The organism is Novosphingobium sp. BL-S-32 (genome assembly GCF_056857055.1).
Window position 1 is genome coordinate 2,652,442 of the sequence record NZ_CM166476.1, and the last position, 15,396, is coordinate 2,667,837.

Consider the following 15,396-nt stretch of genomic DNA (forward strand, 5'->3'; position numbering starts at 1 on the left):
TGCCGGTGCTCGCGCTTCGGCGGGGGTCTTCGATGCTTGTTTGAAGGAAAACCCATGACGTTCCGGATTTTCGCCACCACGGTTTCGCTCGCGGCCCTCGCGGCGGCCTGCCCGACGATGGCTTTCGCCGACGAAGCAGATAGTGGCGACAGCATCGTCGTTACCGCGCTGCGCACCCCGCTGGCGGCCGATCGCGTCGCCCAGACGGTGACCGTCCTCGACGACGCGCACATCGTTTCCGCGCAGCCGATCGCCCTCACCGACATGCTGCTGCGCACGCCGGGCATCAGCCTTTCGCGCAACGGCGGCTACGGCACGACCACCAGCCTACGCATTCGCGGCGCCGATGCCGGTCAGAGCGTGATGGTGATCGACGGCATGCGCCTCGCCGATCCGTCTTCGACGGCGGGCGGCTATGCCTTCTCCAACCTCTTCACCGACGATATCGATCACATCGAGATCCTGCGCGGTCCGCAGTCGATCCTCTGGGGTAGCGATGCCATCGGCGGCGTCATCAATGTCACCACCCGTGCCCCGACCAAGCCGCTGGAAGGCAGCTTCGCGGTGGAAGCGGGCACGCACGATACCGTCTCGGCGCGTGCCGGCGTGGGCGGCACGTCGGATTCGATCGATTGGCGCGTCTCCGCCTCGCGCTTCACCACCGACGGCATCTCGGCCAGCGATCAGGGCACCGAGCCCGATGGCTATCGCCGGTCTGCGGCCAACGGGTCGTTCACATATCGCGTCGCGCCGGGCGTTTCGATCGATCTCAAGGGCTATTGGTCGGATTCGCATAACGACTTCGACGGCTTTGGAGGGGACTCGCTCGCCTATGGCGTGAACAAGGAGTGGGCGGGCTACGCCGGGCTCAACTTCGCGCTGTTCGATGGCAAGCTGGTCAACCGCGTGGCCGTGACCCAGACCGAGACCGACCGCCAGAACTTCGATCCCGCGCAGACCATTCGGCAGCTCACGTTCGATGCGCATGGCCGCGTGCGTCGCTACGAGTATCAGGGCACCTACAGCTTCTCGGACGCGGTGCAGGCCGTCTTCGGCGCCGAGCGCGAGGAGCAGCGGATGACCACCGCCTCGCCCACGGACAGCACGGATCCTTACGTGTTGACGCCCAGCAAGGCGGATACCAACAGCGTCTACGGCGAACTGCGCGTCAGCCCTGTGACCGGGCTCACCGTGAGCGGCGGCGCGCGTTACGACCATCAGTCGCGCTTCGGTGGCAACACGGTGTTCAGCGCCGGTGCGGCCTATACGCCGAACGCGGGCAAGACCGTGATCCGCGCCAGCTACGATCAGGGCTACAAGGCTCCGTCGCTCTACCAGCTGTTCAGCGACTACGGCGCGGCCAACCTCCAGCCTGAAAAGGCCAAGGGCTGGCAGGTGGGCGCCGAGCAGGGGCTTGGCGACCTGTTCCACGTCTCGGCCACCTGGTTCCAGCGCGATACCGACAACCTGATCGACTTCGCCTATTGCCCGACCAGCGGCACCCTGCCGGACATCTGCTACATCCCGGGCACCACCACCGAGCGCTTCGGCTACTACGCCAATGTTCGCAAGGCCCATGCGCAGGGCCTCGAACTGGCGGCGTCCGCCAAGTGGAAGGTGCTCTTCGCCGAAGGCAATTACAGCCTGATCGAGGCGGAGGACCGCACGCCGGACAGCAGCACCTATGGCCGCCAACTTCAGCGCGTGCCGCGCCATCTCGCCAATATCGAGGGCGGCGTGGACCTGCCGCAGGGCATCCGCGCCAGCATCGCCGCGCGTTATTCGGGCGGGAGCTACAACGCCGCCACCGGCACGGCGAAGCTTGACGATTACTGGTTGCTCGACTTGCGCGCCCAGTGGACAGTCGCGCCCGGGCTCATGCTTCAGGGCCGCATCGAAAACCTGACCGACAAGGACTACGAGACGGCGGCCGGCTACAATTCGCTCGGCCGTACGGTTTACCTGGGCCTGAGGAGCCAGTTCTGATGTTGAACGCAGTCGAGCCGGGACCGTCGGTGGTGGTTTGCAGCACCTGCCGGTTCTCGGCCGCTGCACGCGAGGACGAAGGCGGGCAGCGCGGCGGCGCGCTGCTGGCCGAGGCCATGCGCACGGTGCAGGCCGCCGAACCGGGCCTGCAAGGCGTGGCGGTCCAGGAGATGCCCTGCCTGTTCGCCTGCCAGCGCCACTGCGCCGTCCATCTGCGCGCGCCGGGCAAGGTGGGCTATGTGCTGGGCGACTTCACGCCCGACGAAGAGGCCGCGCGTGCGATCCTCGAATATGCCGTGCGCCACGCGGCCAGTGAGGAAGGGCAGGTCCCTTATCGCGAATGGCCGCAGGGCGTGAAAGGCCACTTCATCACCCGCACTCCCCCCGAAGGGTATATCTGCACATGACCATGTTCGCCGACAGCGCGGCTTTCGCCGCCGCGCTTGCCGATCTTCCCGCGCCCGATGCCGGGGCCGCCGATGCGGCGGCGCGGCGGCAGGCGGAGCTGACCAAGCCCGCCGGTTCGCTGGGCCGGCTGGAGGAGATCGCGGTCTTCATGGCCGGCTGGCAGGGCCAGGAAATCCCCCGCGCCGAGCGGATCCACGCCGTGATCTTCGCGGGCAACCACGGCGTCGCCGCGCGCGGGGTGAGCGCCTATCCGCCCGAAGTCACTCACCAGATGGTCGCCAATTTCCGTGCGGGCGGGGCAGCGATCAATGCGCTGACGCGCGCCTGTGGGGCGGAACTGGGCGTGGTGCCGCTCGATCTCGACCGGCCGACCGGCGACATCACGCGTGAGCCGGCCATGAGCGCGGCCGAATGCCTTCAGGCGATCAACATTGGCGCCGCCGTGGTCCGTCCCGAAACCGACCTGCTGTTCGTGGGCGAGATGGGCATCGGCAACACCACCCCCGCCGCCGCGCTTTCGGCACAAGTCTTCGGCGGCGAGGCGCGCGACTGGACCGGCCGTGGCACCGGGCTCGACGATGCGGGCGTGGCGCGCAAGGCCGAGGCGGTCGCGGCAGCACTGGCGCTCCACGGCGCCGATTGCACCGACGCTTTCGAGACGCTGCGCCGCCTTGGCGGTCGCGAGATCGCCGCGATGGCGGGCGCCGTGCTGGCCGCACGGCATCACCGCGTTCCGGTCCTGCTCGACGGGTTCATCTGCTGCGCCTCGCTGGCGCCGCTCTTCGCGGACAATGGCGGCGTGCTGGACCACTGTCTGGCCGCGCATTGCTCGGCCGAGGCGGGGCACGTGCGGCTGCTGGAGAAGCTGGGCCTCGATCCGCTGCTCCACCTTGGCATGCGCCTTGGCGAAGGCTCCGGCGCGGCGGTGGCGGCGCAAGTGGTGCTCTCGGCCCTGGCGGCCCATGAAGGCATGGCGACGTTTGCCGAAGCCGCCGTTGCCGGGGCGCAGGCCGGAGTTGGCGCCGGAACGGAGACCGCGTGAACGGCATTGTCCTTCACCTGATGCGCCACGGCGAGCCGCGCGAACCGGGCCTCCTGCTCGGCCATCGCGACGATCCGCCGCTTCCCTCGGGTACTGCGCGCTGCGTGCTGCGGGCGGACGGGTTGGACTTCGCCCAGGTGCTGAGTTCGGACCTCTCGCGCTCGCAAGTCCCCGCGCGGCAGATCGCTGGGCAGCGGAAACTGCCGCATCGCTCCGACCGGCGCTGGCGCGAACTCGATTTCGGCGAGTGGGACGGCATGGCCCCGCATGAGCTGGACCCCGCCGTGCAGACGCGGTTCTGGGACGATCCGGAAGGCTCCGCCCCGCCCGGTGGCGAGCGCTGGTCGCAACTGCGCAACCGCATTGCCGAGGCCCTGCGCGGCATTGACCGCGCCACGCTGGTCGTCACCCACGCCGGTGCCATGCGCGCGGTGCTCTCGGTGCTGTTTGGCTTCGACCACCGGCAAGTCTGGGCTTTCGAACTGGGCTATAGCGCGCTGCTCAGCCTGCGGCTCTGGCCGGAAACGGGTGGACGGCTCCCGGCCGCGCAGATCGTCTCGCTGGACCGGGGTAGCGCGTGATCCGGCAAGTCGTCCTCGCGCTTCAGTTCCTGACGCGCCTGCCGCTGCCGGCCGTGCGCGCGGATGATGACGACTTTGCGAAATCGATGCGCTGGTTTCCGCTGGCGGGTCTGATGGTGGGGGCATTGGTCGCCGGATGCTGGTGGCTCGGCGCGAAGGCCGGGCCGGACTGGCTGGCGGCGCTGGCCGCGCTTGTCGCCTGGGTAGCGGTGACGGGCGCGCTCCATCTCGACGGGCTTGGCGACATCGCCGATGCCACGGGCGCCGCGCACAAGGACCGGGCGCGGCTTTCGGCGGTTCTGGCCGACCCCCATGTCGGCAGCTTTGCGGTCGTCACTATCGTGCTGCAACTGCTGGCCAAGCTGGTGCTACTTCATGCGCTGATGCCGGGGCAGGTCTGGGCGCTGCTGCTGGTGCCCGCGCTGGCGCGGATCGGGCCGCTGTTCTGGACCATGGCCCTGCCGCCGCTGCATGAAGGGCTCGGAAGCCGCTTTCGCAGCGCGATCCGCTGGCCGCATCTTGCCTGCTGGTGCGTGCCCGCAGTGCTTGCCGGAGTCCTGATCGCGCCGCCGCTGCTCGTTTTGTTCCTTGCCGTGCCTCTCTGGGGCTACTGGCTGAGGAGCCGGATCGGCGGCATTTCGGGCGACGGGCACGGCGCGGGCATCGAGCTTGTCGAAACCGCGCTGCTCGCCGCGCTGGTGGTGCTGCGGTGATCGCGCGGTTCCTGCACCATGGCGGCCGCGTGGCGGAGGCGGCGCGGCTGTTCGGCGGCGCGCAGGAGGACTGGCTCGACCTTTCCACCGGCCTCAATCCCGCGCCCTGGCCGATCCCATACGCATTGGCGCCGGACTGGAGCGCCTTGCCCGACCCGGATGGGCTCGCTCGGCTGGAGACCGTCGCCGCTCGCCACTTTGGCGTCGATCCGGCGCTGTGCTGTGCGGTCCCCGGCAGCGAGACGGCGCTGCGCCTGCTCGGGCATGTGCTAGGCCTGCCGGGCCGCGCGGTGGTGCCGTGCTATCGCAGCCATGTCGAGGCTTTCGCGGAATCCCGTCCGGTGCGCTTTGGCGAGGACCCTGCCACGCCCGAAGTGGTCGTCATGGCCAATCCGAACAATCCGGACGGCGCCCTGCACGCGCGCGGCGATGTGCTGGACTGGGCTGACCGGATCGAACGGCAGGGCGGCTGGCTGATCGTCGACGAAGCCTTCGCCGATTGCCGCCCGGAAACGAGCGTGGCCGATGCGGTGGACGGGGGCCGGCTCATCGTCCTGCGCTCGTTCGGCAAGTTCTTCGGACTCGCCGGGCTGCGCCTCGGCTTCGTGCTGGCGCCGCCGAAGATCCTGTCCACGCTGCGCGCGCTGATGGGAAGCTGGCCGCTCCACACAGCGGCGCTGACCATCGGGACGGCAGCTTACGGCGATGCGGACTGGATCGCCAGGACCCGGCAGGAGCTTCCCCCCCGCGCCGCCAAGCTGGATGCGGTGCTGCGGCGTCACGACCTCGAACCGCGCGGCGATTGCCCGCTGTTCCGCCTTGTCACCGGCTGCGCGGCTGGGGAGGTTTTCGAGCGCCTTGCCCGCGCGCGGATACTGGTGCGCCCCTTCGAGCAATTCCCCGATTGGCTGCGCTTCGGCGTACCGGCCGATGCCGCCGCGCTGGCACGTCTCGGCGCGGCGCTGGGCCATGGCTGAGCCGGTCGCCGTCGCGGCGCTGGTGCTTGAGGCGCTGCTGGGCTGGCCGTCGCGACTGCATGCGCTGACCGGCCATCCGGTGGGCTTTTTCGCGAAGGCGATCGGCGCCTGCGAGCGCATGCTGAACCGTGCGGCATGGCCCGCGTCGCTGCGCCGCATGGCGGGGCTTGGCGCGATGCTCGCGCTGATCGGCGGCGTTGTCGGCGCGGCGCTGCTGGTCGAATTCGCCGTCCGCGCCGTAGCCGGGAACTTCGCATGGATTGTGCTCGCTTTGTTGGCGTGGCCCGCGCTGGCCGCGCGCAGCCTCGACGATCACGTGCGCCCAGTGCTGGCCGCGCTGGAGGCTGGAGATCTCGCCGCCGCGCGGCGCTCCGTGGGCATGATCGTCGGCCGCGAGACCGCGCAACTTGACGAGGCGGGCGTCGTCCGCGCCGCCATCGAAAGCCTTGCCGAAAGCTTCTGCGACGGCGTCGCCGCCCCGCTGTTCTGGCTGCTGGTCGGCGGACTTCCGGGCGTCTGGGCCTACAAGGCGATCAACACGGCGGACAGCCTGATCGGCCATCCGGAGGAACCGCTCCGCGCCTATGGCTGGGCGGCGGCGCGGATCGATGATCTCGCGAACCTGATCCCGGCGCGGCTGGCGGGCGTGCTGCTCTGCCTTGCCGGAGCGGGCGGCTGGCGCGTTTTGGCGCGCGACCATGGCCGCCATGCCTCGCCCAATGCAGGCTGGCCGGAGGCGGCGATGGCGGGCGCGCTGGGCGTGCGGCTGGCCGGGCCGGTCACCTATGACGGCGTGCTTGCGGCCAAGCCGTGGATCGGGGAGGAGGGCGCCGAAGCGCAGGCGGCGGATTTGCGGCGGGCACTGGCGATCTACCGCTGGGCCTGCGTGCTGCTGGGACTTATCGCGTTAGGAGTAGCATGGCTGGCTTGATGTTGCAGGGAACCGGCTCCGACGTGGGCAAGTCGGTCATGGTCGCGGGGCTGTGCCGTGCGCTGGCCAACCGGGGTCTGCGCGTGCTTCCGTTCAAGCCGCAGAACATGTCCAACAATGCCGCCGTGACCCCGGAAGGCGGCGAGATCGGCCGTGCTCAGGCGCTTCAGGCGCTCGCCGCGCGTGCTGCCCTCCATGTCGACATGAACCCCGTGCTGCTGAAGCCGCAGGCCGACCGGACTTCGCAACTGGTGGTCCACGGCGAAGTGCGCGGCACGCTGGGAAGCGCCAATTTCCGCGAGGCGCGGCGCAGGCTGCTGCCCGAAGTCATGGCCAGCTACCGCCGGCTGGAGGCGCGCTGCGATCTCGTCGTGGTCGAAGGCGCGGGCTCTCCGGCCGAGATCAACTTGCGCGCCGGGGACATCGCCAACATGGGCTTTGCGCGCGAGGCGGACGTTCCCGTGGTGCTGATCGGGGATATCGACCGGGGCGGGGTGATCGCCTCGCTGGTGGGTACCCGCGCGGTGATCGAGCCCGAGGATGCCGCGCAGATCCGGGGTTTTCTCATCAACAAGTTCCGCGGCGATCCGGCGCTTTTCGCCGATGGCTACGCCGCCATCGAGCAGCGTTCGGGCTGGCGCGGCTATGGCGTGCTGCCGTGGCAGAGCGCGGTCGGCCGCCTGCCGAGCGAGGACGCCGTGGTGCTCGAACGCGGGCTGGGCGGCGGTTCCGGAAAGCTGCTCGTCGCCTGCCCGATCCTGCCGCGCATCGCCAATTTCGACGATCTCGACCCGCTGCGGCAGGAGTCAGCCGTCGAAGTCGCGATGATCCCGCCGGGCACGCCGATCCCGGCGCAGGCCGCGCTGATCGTGTTGCCGGGCTCCAAGGCTACAATGGCGGATCTGGCCTTCATGCGGGCCGAGGGCTGGGATATCGATGTGCTGGCGCATCATCGGCGCGGGGGCATGATCCTGGGCATCTGTGGCGGTTTCCAGATGCTGGGCAGGACCATTGCCGACCCGCTGGGGATCGAGGGCGAGCCCGGCGAAATGGCGGGGCTCGGCCTGCTCGATGTCACGACGGTGCTGGGCAATCGCAAGGCTTTGCGCGAGGTTTCGGGCACCGCACTTGGCGTGAACCTGACCGGTTACGAGATGCATATGGGCGTCACAGAACGTGACATGGCGGCGCCGTTCGCCATGCTGGACGGGGACCGGCCGGACGGTGCCGTCGATGCTGGTGGGCGCGTGATCGGAACCTATTGCCACGGCCTGCTCGCCTCGACCGATCTGCGTGCCGAACTGCTCGCCCGCCTCGGCGCGATGAGCGACCGGCGCGACCACCATGCCGACGTCGATGCCGCGCTGAACGAACTCGCCGCCGCCATGGAGGCGCATCTCGACATCGATTGCCTTCTTGCCCTTACGGAGTATCGCCCATGACCCTGAGCACTCTCGTCCTCGGCGGCGCGCGGTCGGGCAAGAGCCGCCATGCGCAATCCCTGATCGAGGGCTTTCCCGGCAAGCTTGCCTATATCGCGACCGGCGAGGGGCTCGACCTTGAGATGGAAGCGCGTATCGCCCGCCACCGCGAAGAGCGGGGCCCGCACTGGAGCACGATCGAGGCACCGCTCGATCTCGTCGGCGCCATCGCGCGCGCGGCCGATGAGGCCGATGCCGTGCTGGTCGATTGCCTCACGCTCTGGCTGTCCAACCTGATGCTGGCCGAGATCGCGCTCGCGCCCCGGTTCGATGCGCTCTGCGCCGCCGTAGCCGCCTGTCCTTGCCCGATTGCGCTGGTGGCCAATGAGATCGGGCTGGGCCTCGTGCCGGAAACCCCGCTGGGCCGCGCTTTTCGCGATGAGGCGGGGCGGCTCAACCAGCGGATCGCCGCGATTGCCGATTCCGTGGTCTTCGTCGCGGCCGGTCTGCCGCTGCGGCTGAAGTAGCCGCGCACAAAAAAGGCCGCCTGCGAAGAGGCGGCCTTTTCAGGATGCGGCGGCAGCCCAAAGGGCAGCCCGCCGAAGATCAATGCGTCAGAAATCCACCCAGTCGTCCTGCCCGGTCGCCAGTGCGATGGCGGGCTTGCGGACAGCGCTGACTTGCGGCGCGACCTGGCTGGTGGTGATGGCGGCCGGGACAGGGCGCGCGGCCGGGCGGGCCGGGGCGGCGCCGCGCGGCTCGTTGCCGATGCGGAACATCGCGGCGCGGTCCGACAACGCGGTGACCTCGCTGTTGAGGTTGCGCGCGGCGGCCGAGGTTTCCTCCACCATAGCGGCGTTCTGCTGCGTCGCCTGATCCATCGTGCCGATGGCGGCGCTGATCTGGGTGATCGTCGAGGACTGCGCCTGGTTGTCGGTGGCGATGTCGCTCAGCAGCGTATGCACCTCGGTCACGTCGCCCGAGATGTTCTGGAGCGCCCCATCGACGCGCTGCACGGCTTCCACCGCAGTGCCGATGTCGGTCTGCGTGGCGGTGAGCTGCTCGCGGGCGCGCTTGGCTTCTTCTTCCGAGCGCATGGCGAGCGCTGAAACGAGATCGGCGACGACTGCGAAGCCGCGACCTGCATCACCGGCACGGCCCGCCTCGACGGCGGCGTTCATGGCAAGCACGCGGGTCTGGAAGGCGATCTTGTCGAGACCTTCGATAACCGAGTCGATGCCCTTGGCGCTTTCGCTCACGCGGCCCATGGCCTGCACGGCCTCATCGGCGATCGAGCGGCCGGATTCGACCACGCCCATCGCCCCGTCGGCGCGCTGCACGGTGCGGCCGGCGGCGGCGGCAGTGGCGCGCAGGCGGTCGTCCATCTGGGTGATCGCGGCCGACGTCTCTTCAAGGCTCGCGGCATTGCTTTCGGTGCGGCGGGCAAGGTCTTCGGAAGCCTGGGCGATCTCGCCCGAGCCGGTGCGGATGGCGACGGCGCTTTCGGCCACGGCGCCGATCAGGTCGCGCAGCGCGGCAAGGGCGGCGTTGAAGTTCGTCTTCAGCTCCGCATAAGTGGCGGGGAACTCGGCCGAGATGGTCTGCGTCAGATCGCCTTCGCGGATCGCCTGAAGGCTGGAGCGCAGCGTGGTGGTGACGATTTCCTGTTCGGCGACGATGCGCGCGTCGATCTCGGCGCGGGCTTCGGCGGCGGCGCGGAACTGCTCGACGGCTTCGGCGATCTCGCCGATCTCGTCGCGGCGGTCGCGGAAGGGCACGTCGACCTTGCCGCCTTCGGCCAGCGTGGTGGTCACTTCGGCAATGCGGCCCATCGGCACCGCGACCGAGCGGTTGATTGCCAGCCAGACGAGGATGATGGCAATGATGCCGGTGGTGGCCAGGCTGATGGCAAGGAAGATCGCGGTATCGGCGGTCGCTTCGCCTTCGGCGGCCTTCTGGGCAGTGCGCTTGCGCATCATGTCGATGAGCTTCTGGGCCTGTGCGATGGTGTCGTGCGAGGCCTGCTTGCCTTCGCTCTTGATCATCGCCATCGCGCCCGGGAAATCGCCCTTGGTGCGCAGATCGAAGATGCGATCGTTGACCTGGGTAAGCTCGCCGGCCACGCGCCGCATTTCGGCGATATCGGGCTTGAGCGAGTCATCGGCAATGTTGTCGAACGCGTCGATGGACTTGAGCAGTTCGTCATTGCCGCTCTTCACGCGGTCACGCAGCTTGGCGGCATCGTCGGCATCGGCGGCGTTGTAGTAGCTGTAAACGATGATCCGCAGTTCCTTGACGTTGCTGATCACGTCGGCAAGCGCGGACATGCCGCCGACGCCGCGCTGAACATGCGTCTGCGCGATGGTATTCAGCGTGCGCGTCGAAAGAAATCCGTTGAGTCCCACAGCGCCGAGCATGACGCCGAGAACGATAAAGGCGGCCAGAAGCTTTTTGGGCAACCGCCAATTATTTAGAGAATCAAGCATCTTAGGTCCAATTCCAGCTTGAAGGGGTCGGCCCCGCCATCGGCGCGCCATGAATATTATAGGATGACGGCGCGGTTCGGGCGGCTTGGGGAAACGATCCGGTCAAGAATTCATCGGCTTCGCATCGAATTCGGGCAGGCTGCGAGACTGTTTGAAAATCCGGCCATGACCGGACCTGCGGCGGCGATCCGCTCCCCATCCCACCGTCCGAGCGTAGGTCCGCCGGGCGGTCGGATGGGGGGCGGCCGGCGCCGCGCCAGGCATGCGCTTTTGCGCATTATTCAAAGTGACCCCGATCAAGGGGAATTCGCGTCTGTTCCGGCGACTGCGGACCGAATTAAAAAAAGAGGCCAGGATGGCGAACCACCCTGGCCTCCATGACGTGTCGGCCTTCTGCTTGGGGGCTGAAAGGCCGCCGGTCGACTCTTAACGGAAGAGCGACAGGATCGTCTGCGGCGCCTGGTTGGCGATCGACAGAGCCTGAACGCCCAGCTGCTGCTGGACCTGCAGGGCCTGAAGCTTCGCCGATTCCTTGGCGAGGTCGGCGTCGACAAGGTTGCCGATGCCGGTCTCGATGGTGTCGCTGAGCTTGCTGGTGAAGTCCAGCTGGCCGTCGATCTGACGCGAAGCGGCACCGAGGGTGCTGAGCTTGTCGTTCAGAGCCGTCGACAGGGCATCGAGGTTGGTGACCGCGGTAGCTGCCGACGAAGCGGAGGCAAGGTCGGTGCTGCCGCTGAGCGAGCCCAGGGTGACAGACGACGTGCCCTTCAGCGTGGTAAGGTCAACGCTGCCGACCTTCAGCAGGTTGCTGGTGTCGAGGGTCTGCAGCGAGCTGACCGAACCGCCGCTGCTGTCGAGCAGGTTGACGCCGTTGAAGTCCGACGACTTGATGATCGAGTCGATCTGCGACTTCAGGCCGTCGTAGTCCTTCTGGAGCGCGCTGAGCGTGCCCGAGTCGGTTGCCGAGGCAGCTTCGTAGGCCTTGGACTTCATGTCGTTCATGAGGTCCGAGATCTGCTCTGCGCCCGAAACCGCGACGTCGACAACGCTCTTGGCGTTGTTGAGCGACGAGGTTACCGAGGCCAGACCACCCTGGTCGCCACGCAGGGTCTGCGCGACGGTGTACTTTGCCGAGTCATCCTTGGTCGAGGACACGTTCAGGCCGGTGTTGATGCGGCTCTGGGTCGTGGACAGCGACTGGTTGGTGGCATTCAGGGACTGAAGGGCGGCCATTGCGCCGGCATTGGTCTTGACGGAAAACGACATCGTTTTCATTCCTTCTAGAATATTAAGGCCGAATTCTGCGGCCTGAACCGGAGTACGCCGGTCCCCGTGCAGACCTGCTTCTTCAGGCCCGCAAGACTCTTCTAGGAACGTGCTTGGGGAGACCGGACGCGATCCGCGCTATTTATTTGAGAGGGCGGCAAAATTTGCCTAGCTGAAGCAGATGGAAAGGCGCTTTCGGGCCTTTTTCAACGCGGGAGGGGCCTCAAAACAAAGAGGGGCGCCGCACGTGGCAGCACCCCCTCCTTTATTTTTCAAATCCTGTCAGAAGCAGCAGGCGGATTTCCGGACCGGACGGCGGATGCTGCCTATGTAGAGGCCGTCGCACCCCTATCTAAAAACCGCTGTCCCCAACCCAACCCCGTCATCCCCGCGAAGGCGGTGATCCCGCTTGTTCTTCGAGCGCAAGGAAGAACGAAGCGGGGCCCCAGCCTTCGCGGGGGCGACGATGTATTTGGTCTGAGGTGCAGAATGGGGGGCTTAGCTCCGAATTCGATGCGCCCCTGAAACCCATCAGAATGGGAACAGCGCGTCGTAGATCTGCTGGCCCCAACGAGCCTGTTGTGCATCGGTCAACTGGCCGCGGCCGCCGTAGCTGATGCGGGCATCGGCGATCTGCGAGTGCTTGATCGAGTTGTCACGCGCGATGTCCTCGGGCCGGATCACGCCGGTAACGACGAGTTCGCGCAGCTCGTAGTTCACGCGCACTTCCTGCCGGCCACGGATCTGGAGATTGCCGTTGGGCAGCACCCCCACCACCGATGCGGCGATGGTCATGTTGATCTGCTCGCTGCGCGCGGTCTTGCCCACGCCCACCGCGCTCGATGCCGAGTTGGTGTCGACCAGCTTCGAGGGGTCGGAGCCGGTTATCTTCTGGATATTGTTCTCCAGCCCCAGCAGGTGGGCGATACCGGCGGTTTCCGTACCGTCGCGGGTGCGCGTGGTCGTGTTGTCGACTTGCGCATTGTCCGCGATGTTGATGCGGATGGTGACGATGTCGCCCACGCGCGAGGCGCGCTGGTCGTGGAAGAACGCGCCCGCGCCGGTGCGGAACAGCGATGCGCCGCGCTCGCCCTGGGTCAGCGAGGGATCATCCACGGCGCCGCGCTCGGCGATGCCCTGGTTGCCGATGGAAGGTTCGACGCGCGGGGCCACCGGGACCTCCGCGGCGCTCAGCTTGGGTGCCTTGCCCACGTTCTTGAGCCGGCCCACGGCGCCGCAGCCGGTCAACAGCGTGGCGGCCATCAAGACGGGCACGAGACGGGTGTAAGTCGGTTTCATGATGAGAATGTCCTTGGCTTGGCATGTCTTCGACATCCGTCGAAGGCCTGCGGCACCGGCCCACTCTCCCGCCCGACCACCCACGAGTGTATCCTGATGAGTGGTCGGGTGGGGGAGTGGGCCGGTGCCGCTCACAGCGATCAACGCATCGGGATACTGACTTGCCCGGGCCCGTCGGCGACGGCGTCGAGCGTGCGGTTGGTGGCAAGGTTGAGCACACGTACGGGCTCGCCCTTGCCGGCATCGGCCAGCGCGCGGCCGGCCGAGGAAATGTGCATGGTGGCGGTGGAGACCGAGATCGTCACCGCCTCGCCCCGGTGGATGAGGCGCGGGGCGGCAACGTCCCCGGCCCGCACCGGCGCGCCCTGGTTCAGGCGGCGCGTCGCTTCCTGCCCGGCGGCCTGCGCCGGAGACAGTGCGCCGCGCGCCGAGCCAGGGGCGAGCGGGGACTGGGTGAAGTCCCCGGCGGCCAGCGTCTCGCCGCGCTCGACCGTGCGGACGAGCACCGGGGCCTTGACCATTTCCGGTACGGCCGGAGCGGCGACCGGAGCCGCTGCCGCCAGCATGAACAGGATCGCCGCCGCCATGACCTTAGCCGCCGGTCTGCGTGGAGGTCTGGAGCATCTCGTCGGAGGTCTTCACCACGCGGCTGTTCATCTCATAAGCGCGCTGCGCGGTGATGAGCGAGGTGATTTCCGAAACCGGGTTGACGTTCGATGCCTCGACGAAGCCCTGGTTGATCGAGCCGAACGAGGGATCGGCCGGGTTGCCGACGGTCGGCTGGCCCGAAGCGCCGGTTTCCAGATAGAGGTTCGAGCCGATCGCTTCGAGGCCCGCTTCGTTGACAAACGTGGCGAGCTGGAGCTGGCCAACCGTCTGCAGGTTGGTCTGGCCGTCCATCTTGACCTGCACTTCGCCGGTCTTCGAGACAGTGACGCTGACGGCGCCCTGCGGAATGGTGATATCGGGCTGGACGCGGTAGCCGTCGGTGGTGACGAGTTCGCCCTGGTCCGAAAGCTGGAACGAGCCGGCGCGGGTATAGGCCAGCTCGCCCGAGGGCTGCATGACCTGGAAATAGCCCTGACCGTCGACCGCGAGGTCATAGGTATTGCCGGTGTTGGTCAGCGCGCCCTGTTCGGTGATGCGGTAGATGCCGCCGGTCTTCACACCCGCGCCGAGCTGGATGCCCGAGGGGACTTGCGTGCCGTCCGCGCTGGTGGCCGCGCCGGGGCGCGAGACTTGCTGGTAGAGCAGGTCCTGGAACTCCGCGCGCTGGCGCTTGTACGCGGTGGTGTTCATGTTGGCGATGTTGTTCGAAATGACGTCGACGTTGGTCTGCTGTGCAAGCATGCCGGTCGAGGCAATGGAGAGCGAACGCATGATGGCTCCTTCGTGAGAATGGGTGGTCGGCGGTTATTCTGGGTCAGCTGACCTTGCTCAGCCGGTCGATCGCGCGCTTGCGCATGTCGGCAAGGTCGGCCGTCATCCGCTGGCTGGTCTGGTATGACCGCAGGATCTCCACCATGTGGGTGGTCTCGGTGATCGGCTCGACATTGGAGGCTTCGACGCCGCCGCTCTTGAGCTTGGTCTGCGTGGCCGCCAGCATATTGCCGCCGGTGCCGGTGAACAGGCCGTCGCCGCGCGGGTCGACCATGTTTTCATCGGCGAACGTGGTCACGGCAAGGCGGCCGAGCGGGCCGTTCTTGCCCATCACGGTGCCGTCCTCGGCGATTGACATGCCGCTCATCTGGTCGGCCGGCACATTGATCGGGCGGCCGTTCTCGTCCAGCAGGCGCTGTCCGCCCGACGTGGCCAGATCGCCGTTCTGAAGCACCTTGATGAACCCGGCGCGGGTATAGACCACGCCGCCGTCCGGGCTCTCCACATTGAGGTAGCCGTCACCGTCGATCATCACGTCGAGCGGATTGCCGGTGGCCTGGAAGGAGCCCTGCGAGGTGTCATGCACGGTACCGAAGTCGAGCACGAAGGACGTCTTGCGCGCATCGTCCACCGGCGCTTCCTGCGCGGTCTCAACATATTCGTGGAACAGCGCCCGTTCGCGCTTGAAGCCCACCGTGCTGGTGTTCGCCATGTTGTTGGCAACGATGTCCAACTGGCGGCGCAAGGCCTGTTCGTGGCTCAGCAAAACGAAGGAGGAAACGTCCATTTCCGGTACCTCGGGAAAAAGTTCGCGGATTTCTGCACAAGGCAAAATTTGCCGCATTGTCATCCTATAATAGAGGCGAAAACGCGAATGCGGTCGGAATGAAGGATTTCACTTTTCCG

The 15,396-nt window shown here is 67.4% G+C and carries 15 protein-coding genes; 9 read left to right on the forward strand and 6 right to left on the reverse strand.

The features are described 5' to 3' along the window. Window positions 1-54 precede the first annotated feature (54 nt). Genes AC1VVK_RS12540 through cobU form a run of 9 tightly spaced genes read left to right on the forward strand, consistent with a single transcriptional unit; the run spans window position 55 to window position 8,586 of the window. Window positions 55-1,986, forward strand: a complete 1,932-nt coding sequence (locus AC1VVK_RS12540) for a TonB-dependent receptor plug domain-containing protein (protein WP_482903256.1) — start codon at window positions 55-57, stop codon at window positions 1,984-1,986. After that, window positions 1,986-2,393: a DUF1636 domain-containing protein gene (locus tag AC1VVK_RS12545; RefSeq protein ID WP_132388676.1), complete on the forward strand. Its 408-nt coding sequence runs from the start codon at window positions 1,986-1,988 to the stop codon at window positions 2,391-2,393. Before AC1VVK_RS12540 ends, AC1VVK_RS12545 begins: the two co-directional genes overlap by 1 nt. Continuing rightward, entirely contained in the window at window positions 2,390-3,436 is a 1,047-nt protein-coding gene (gene cobT / locus AC1VVK_RS12550) for a nicotinate-nucleotide--dimethylbenzimidazole phosphoribosyltransferase (RefSeq protein WP_482903257.1), read from the forward strand. The genes AC1VVK_RS12545 and cobT overlap by 4 nt, the downstream gene beginning before the upstream one ends. Then, window positions 3,433-4,017, forward strand: a complete 585-nt coding sequence (locus AC1VVK_RS12555; RefSeq protein ID WP_132388680.1) for a histidine phosphatase family protein — start codon at window positions 3,433-3,435, stop codon at window positions 4,015-4,017. The genes cobT and AC1VVK_RS12555 overlap by 4 nt, the downstream gene beginning before the upstream one ends. Beyond that, window positions 4,017-4,730: an adenosylcobinamide-GDP ribazoletransferase gene (gene cobS, locus AC1VVK_RS12560; RefSeq protein WP_482905158.1), complete on the forward strand. Its 714-nt coding sequence runs from the start codon at window positions 4,017-4,019 to the stop codon at window positions 4,728-4,730. Before AC1VVK_RS12555 ends, cobS begins: the two co-directional genes overlap by 1 nt. Continuing rightward, on the forward strand, window positions 4,727-5,707 hold the full coding sequence (locus tag AC1VVK_RS12565) for a threonine-phosphate decarboxylase (RefSeq protein ID WP_482903258.1): 981 nt from the start codon (window positions 4,727-4,729) through the stop codon (window positions 5,705-5,707). Before cobS ends, AC1VVK_RS12565 begins: the two co-directional genes overlap by 4 nt. After that, window positions 5,700-6,638 carry an adenosylcobinamide-phosphate synthase CbiB gene (cbiB, locus tag AC1VVK_RS12570; RefSeq protein WP_482903259.1) on the forward strand — a complete coding sequence of 313 codons (939 nt, stop codon included), beginning with the start codon at window positions 5,700-5,702 and terminating at the stop codon, window positions 6,636-6,638. The genes AC1VVK_RS12565 and cbiB overlap by 8 nt, the downstream gene beginning before the upstream one ends. Beyond that, entirely contained in the window at window positions 6,626-8,080 is a 1,455-nt protein-coding gene (locus AC1VVK_RS12575; RefSeq protein WP_482903260.1) for a cobyric acid synthase, read from the forward strand. Before cbiB ends, AC1VVK_RS12575 begins: the two co-directional genes overlap by 13 nt. Next, the gene (cobU, locus tag AC1VVK_RS12580; protein ID WP_482903261.1) at window positions 8,077-8,586 is read left to right on the forward strand and encodes a bifunctional adenosylcobinamide kinase/adenosylcobinamide-phosphate guanylyltransferase; all 510 of its coding nucleotides are present in this window, start codon (window positions 8,077-8,079) and stop codon (window positions 8,584-8,586) included. The genes AC1VVK_RS12575 and cobU overlap by 4 nt, the downstream gene beginning before the upstream one ends. Before the next feature lie 87 nt (window positions 8,587-8,673). On the opposite strand, the gene AC1VVK_RS12585 is transcribed toward cobU, so the two are convergent. From AC1VVK_RS12585 to AC1VVK_RS12610, 6 genes are all read right to left on the reverse strand, one after another. Beyond that, window positions 8,674-10,476, reverse strand: coding sequence for a methyl-accepting chemotaxis protein (locus tag AC1VVK_RS12585; protein ID WP_482905159.1), 1,803 nt, complete (start codon window positions 10,474-10,476; stop codon window positions 8,674-8,676). Between the two features lie 495 nt (window positions 10,477-10,971). Then, window positions 10,972-11,811, reverse strand: coding sequence for a flagellin (locus tag AC1VVK_RS12590; RefSeq protein ID WP_482903262.1), 840 nt, complete (start codon window positions 11,809-11,811; stop codon window positions 10,972-10,974). Between the two features lie 531 nt (window positions 11,812-12,342). Further along, the gene (flgH, locus tag AC1VVK_RS12595; protein WP_482903263.1) at window positions 12,343-13,110 is read right to left on the reverse strand and encodes a flagellar basal body L-ring protein FlgH; all 768 of its coding nucleotides are present in this window, start codon (window positions 13,108-13,110) and stop codon (window positions 12,343-12,345) included. Window positions 13,111-13,250: 140 nt separating this feature from the next. Then, entirely contained in the window at window positions 13,251-13,697 is a 447-nt protein-coding gene (gene flgA / locus AC1VVK_RS12600; protein ID WP_482903264.1) for a flagellar basal body P-ring formation chaperone FlgA, read from the reverse strand. A 4-nt stretch (window positions 13,698-13,701) separates the two neighbouring features. Beyond that, complete coding sequence (gene flgG / locus AC1VVK_RS12605) at window positions 13,702-14,490, reverse strand: flagellar basal-body rod protein FlgG (protein ID WP_132388692.1); 789 nt, start codon at window positions 14,488-14,490, stop codon at window positions 13,702-13,704. Window positions 14,491-14,533: 43 nt separating this feature from the next. Continuing rightward, window positions 14,534-15,277, reverse strand: a complete 744-nt coding sequence (locus AC1VVK_RS12610; RefSeq protein WP_132388693.1) for a flagellar hook-basal body complex protein — start codon at window positions 15,275-15,277, stop codon at window positions 14,534-14,536. Between the last annotated feature and the right edge of the window lie 119 nt (window positions 15,278-15,396).

What these genes read in the sequence shown, in the direction of transcription:
- AC1VVK_RS12575 (WP_482903260.1), top strand. Translation starts at nt 6,626, where the DNA reads ATGGCTGGCTTGATGTTGCAGGGAACCGGCTCCGACGTGGGCAAGTCG.
- cobT (WP_482903257.1), top strand. Translation starts at nt 2,390, where the DNA reads ATGACCATGTTCGCCGACAGCGCGGCTTTCGCCGCCGCGCTTGCCGAT.
- cobU (WP_482903261.1), top strand. Translation starts at nt 8,077, where the DNA reads ATGACCCTGAGCACTCTCGTCCTCGGCGGCGCGCGGTCGGGCAAGAGC.
- cbiB (WP_482903259.1), top strand. Translation starts at nt 5,700, where the DNA reads ATGGCTGAGCCGGTCGCCGTCGCGGCGCTGGTGCTTGAGGCGCTGCTG.
- AC1VVK_RS12545 (WP_132388676.1), top strand. Translation starts at nt 1,986, where the DNA reads ATGTTGAACGCAGTCGAGCCGGGACCGTCGGTGGTGGTTTGCAGCACC.
- AC1VVK_RS12610 (WP_132388693.1), bottom strand. Translation starts at nt 15,277, where the DNA reads ATGGACGTTTCCTCCTTCGTTTTGCTGAGCCACGAACAGGCCTTGCGC.
- AC1VVK_RS12585 (WP_482905159.1), bottom strand. Translation starts at nt 10,476, where the DNA reads ATGCTCGGCGCTGTGGGACTCAACGGATTTCTTTCGACGCGCACGCTG.
- AC1VVK_RS12540 (WP_482903256.1), top strand. Translation starts at nt 55, where the DNA reads ATGACGTTCCGGATTTTCGCCACCACGGTTTCGCTCGCGGCCCTCGCG.
- flgA (WP_482903264.1), bottom strand. Translation starts at nt 13,697, where the DNA reads ATGGCGGCGGCGATCCTGTTCATGCTGGCGGCAGCGGCTCCGGTCGCC.
- AC1VVK_RS12590 (WP_482903262.1), bottom strand. Translation starts at nt 11,811, where the DNA reads ATGTCGTTTTCCGTCAAGACCAATGCCGGCGCAATGGCCGCCCTTCAG.
- flgH (WP_482903263.1), bottom strand. Translation starts at nt 13,110, where the DNA reads ATGAAACCGACTTACACCCGTCTCGTGCCCGTCTTGATGGCCGCCACG.
- flgG (WP_132388692.1), bottom strand. Translation starts at nt 14,490, where the DNA reads ATGCGTTCGCTCTCCATTGCCTCGACCGGCATGCTTGCACAGCAGACC.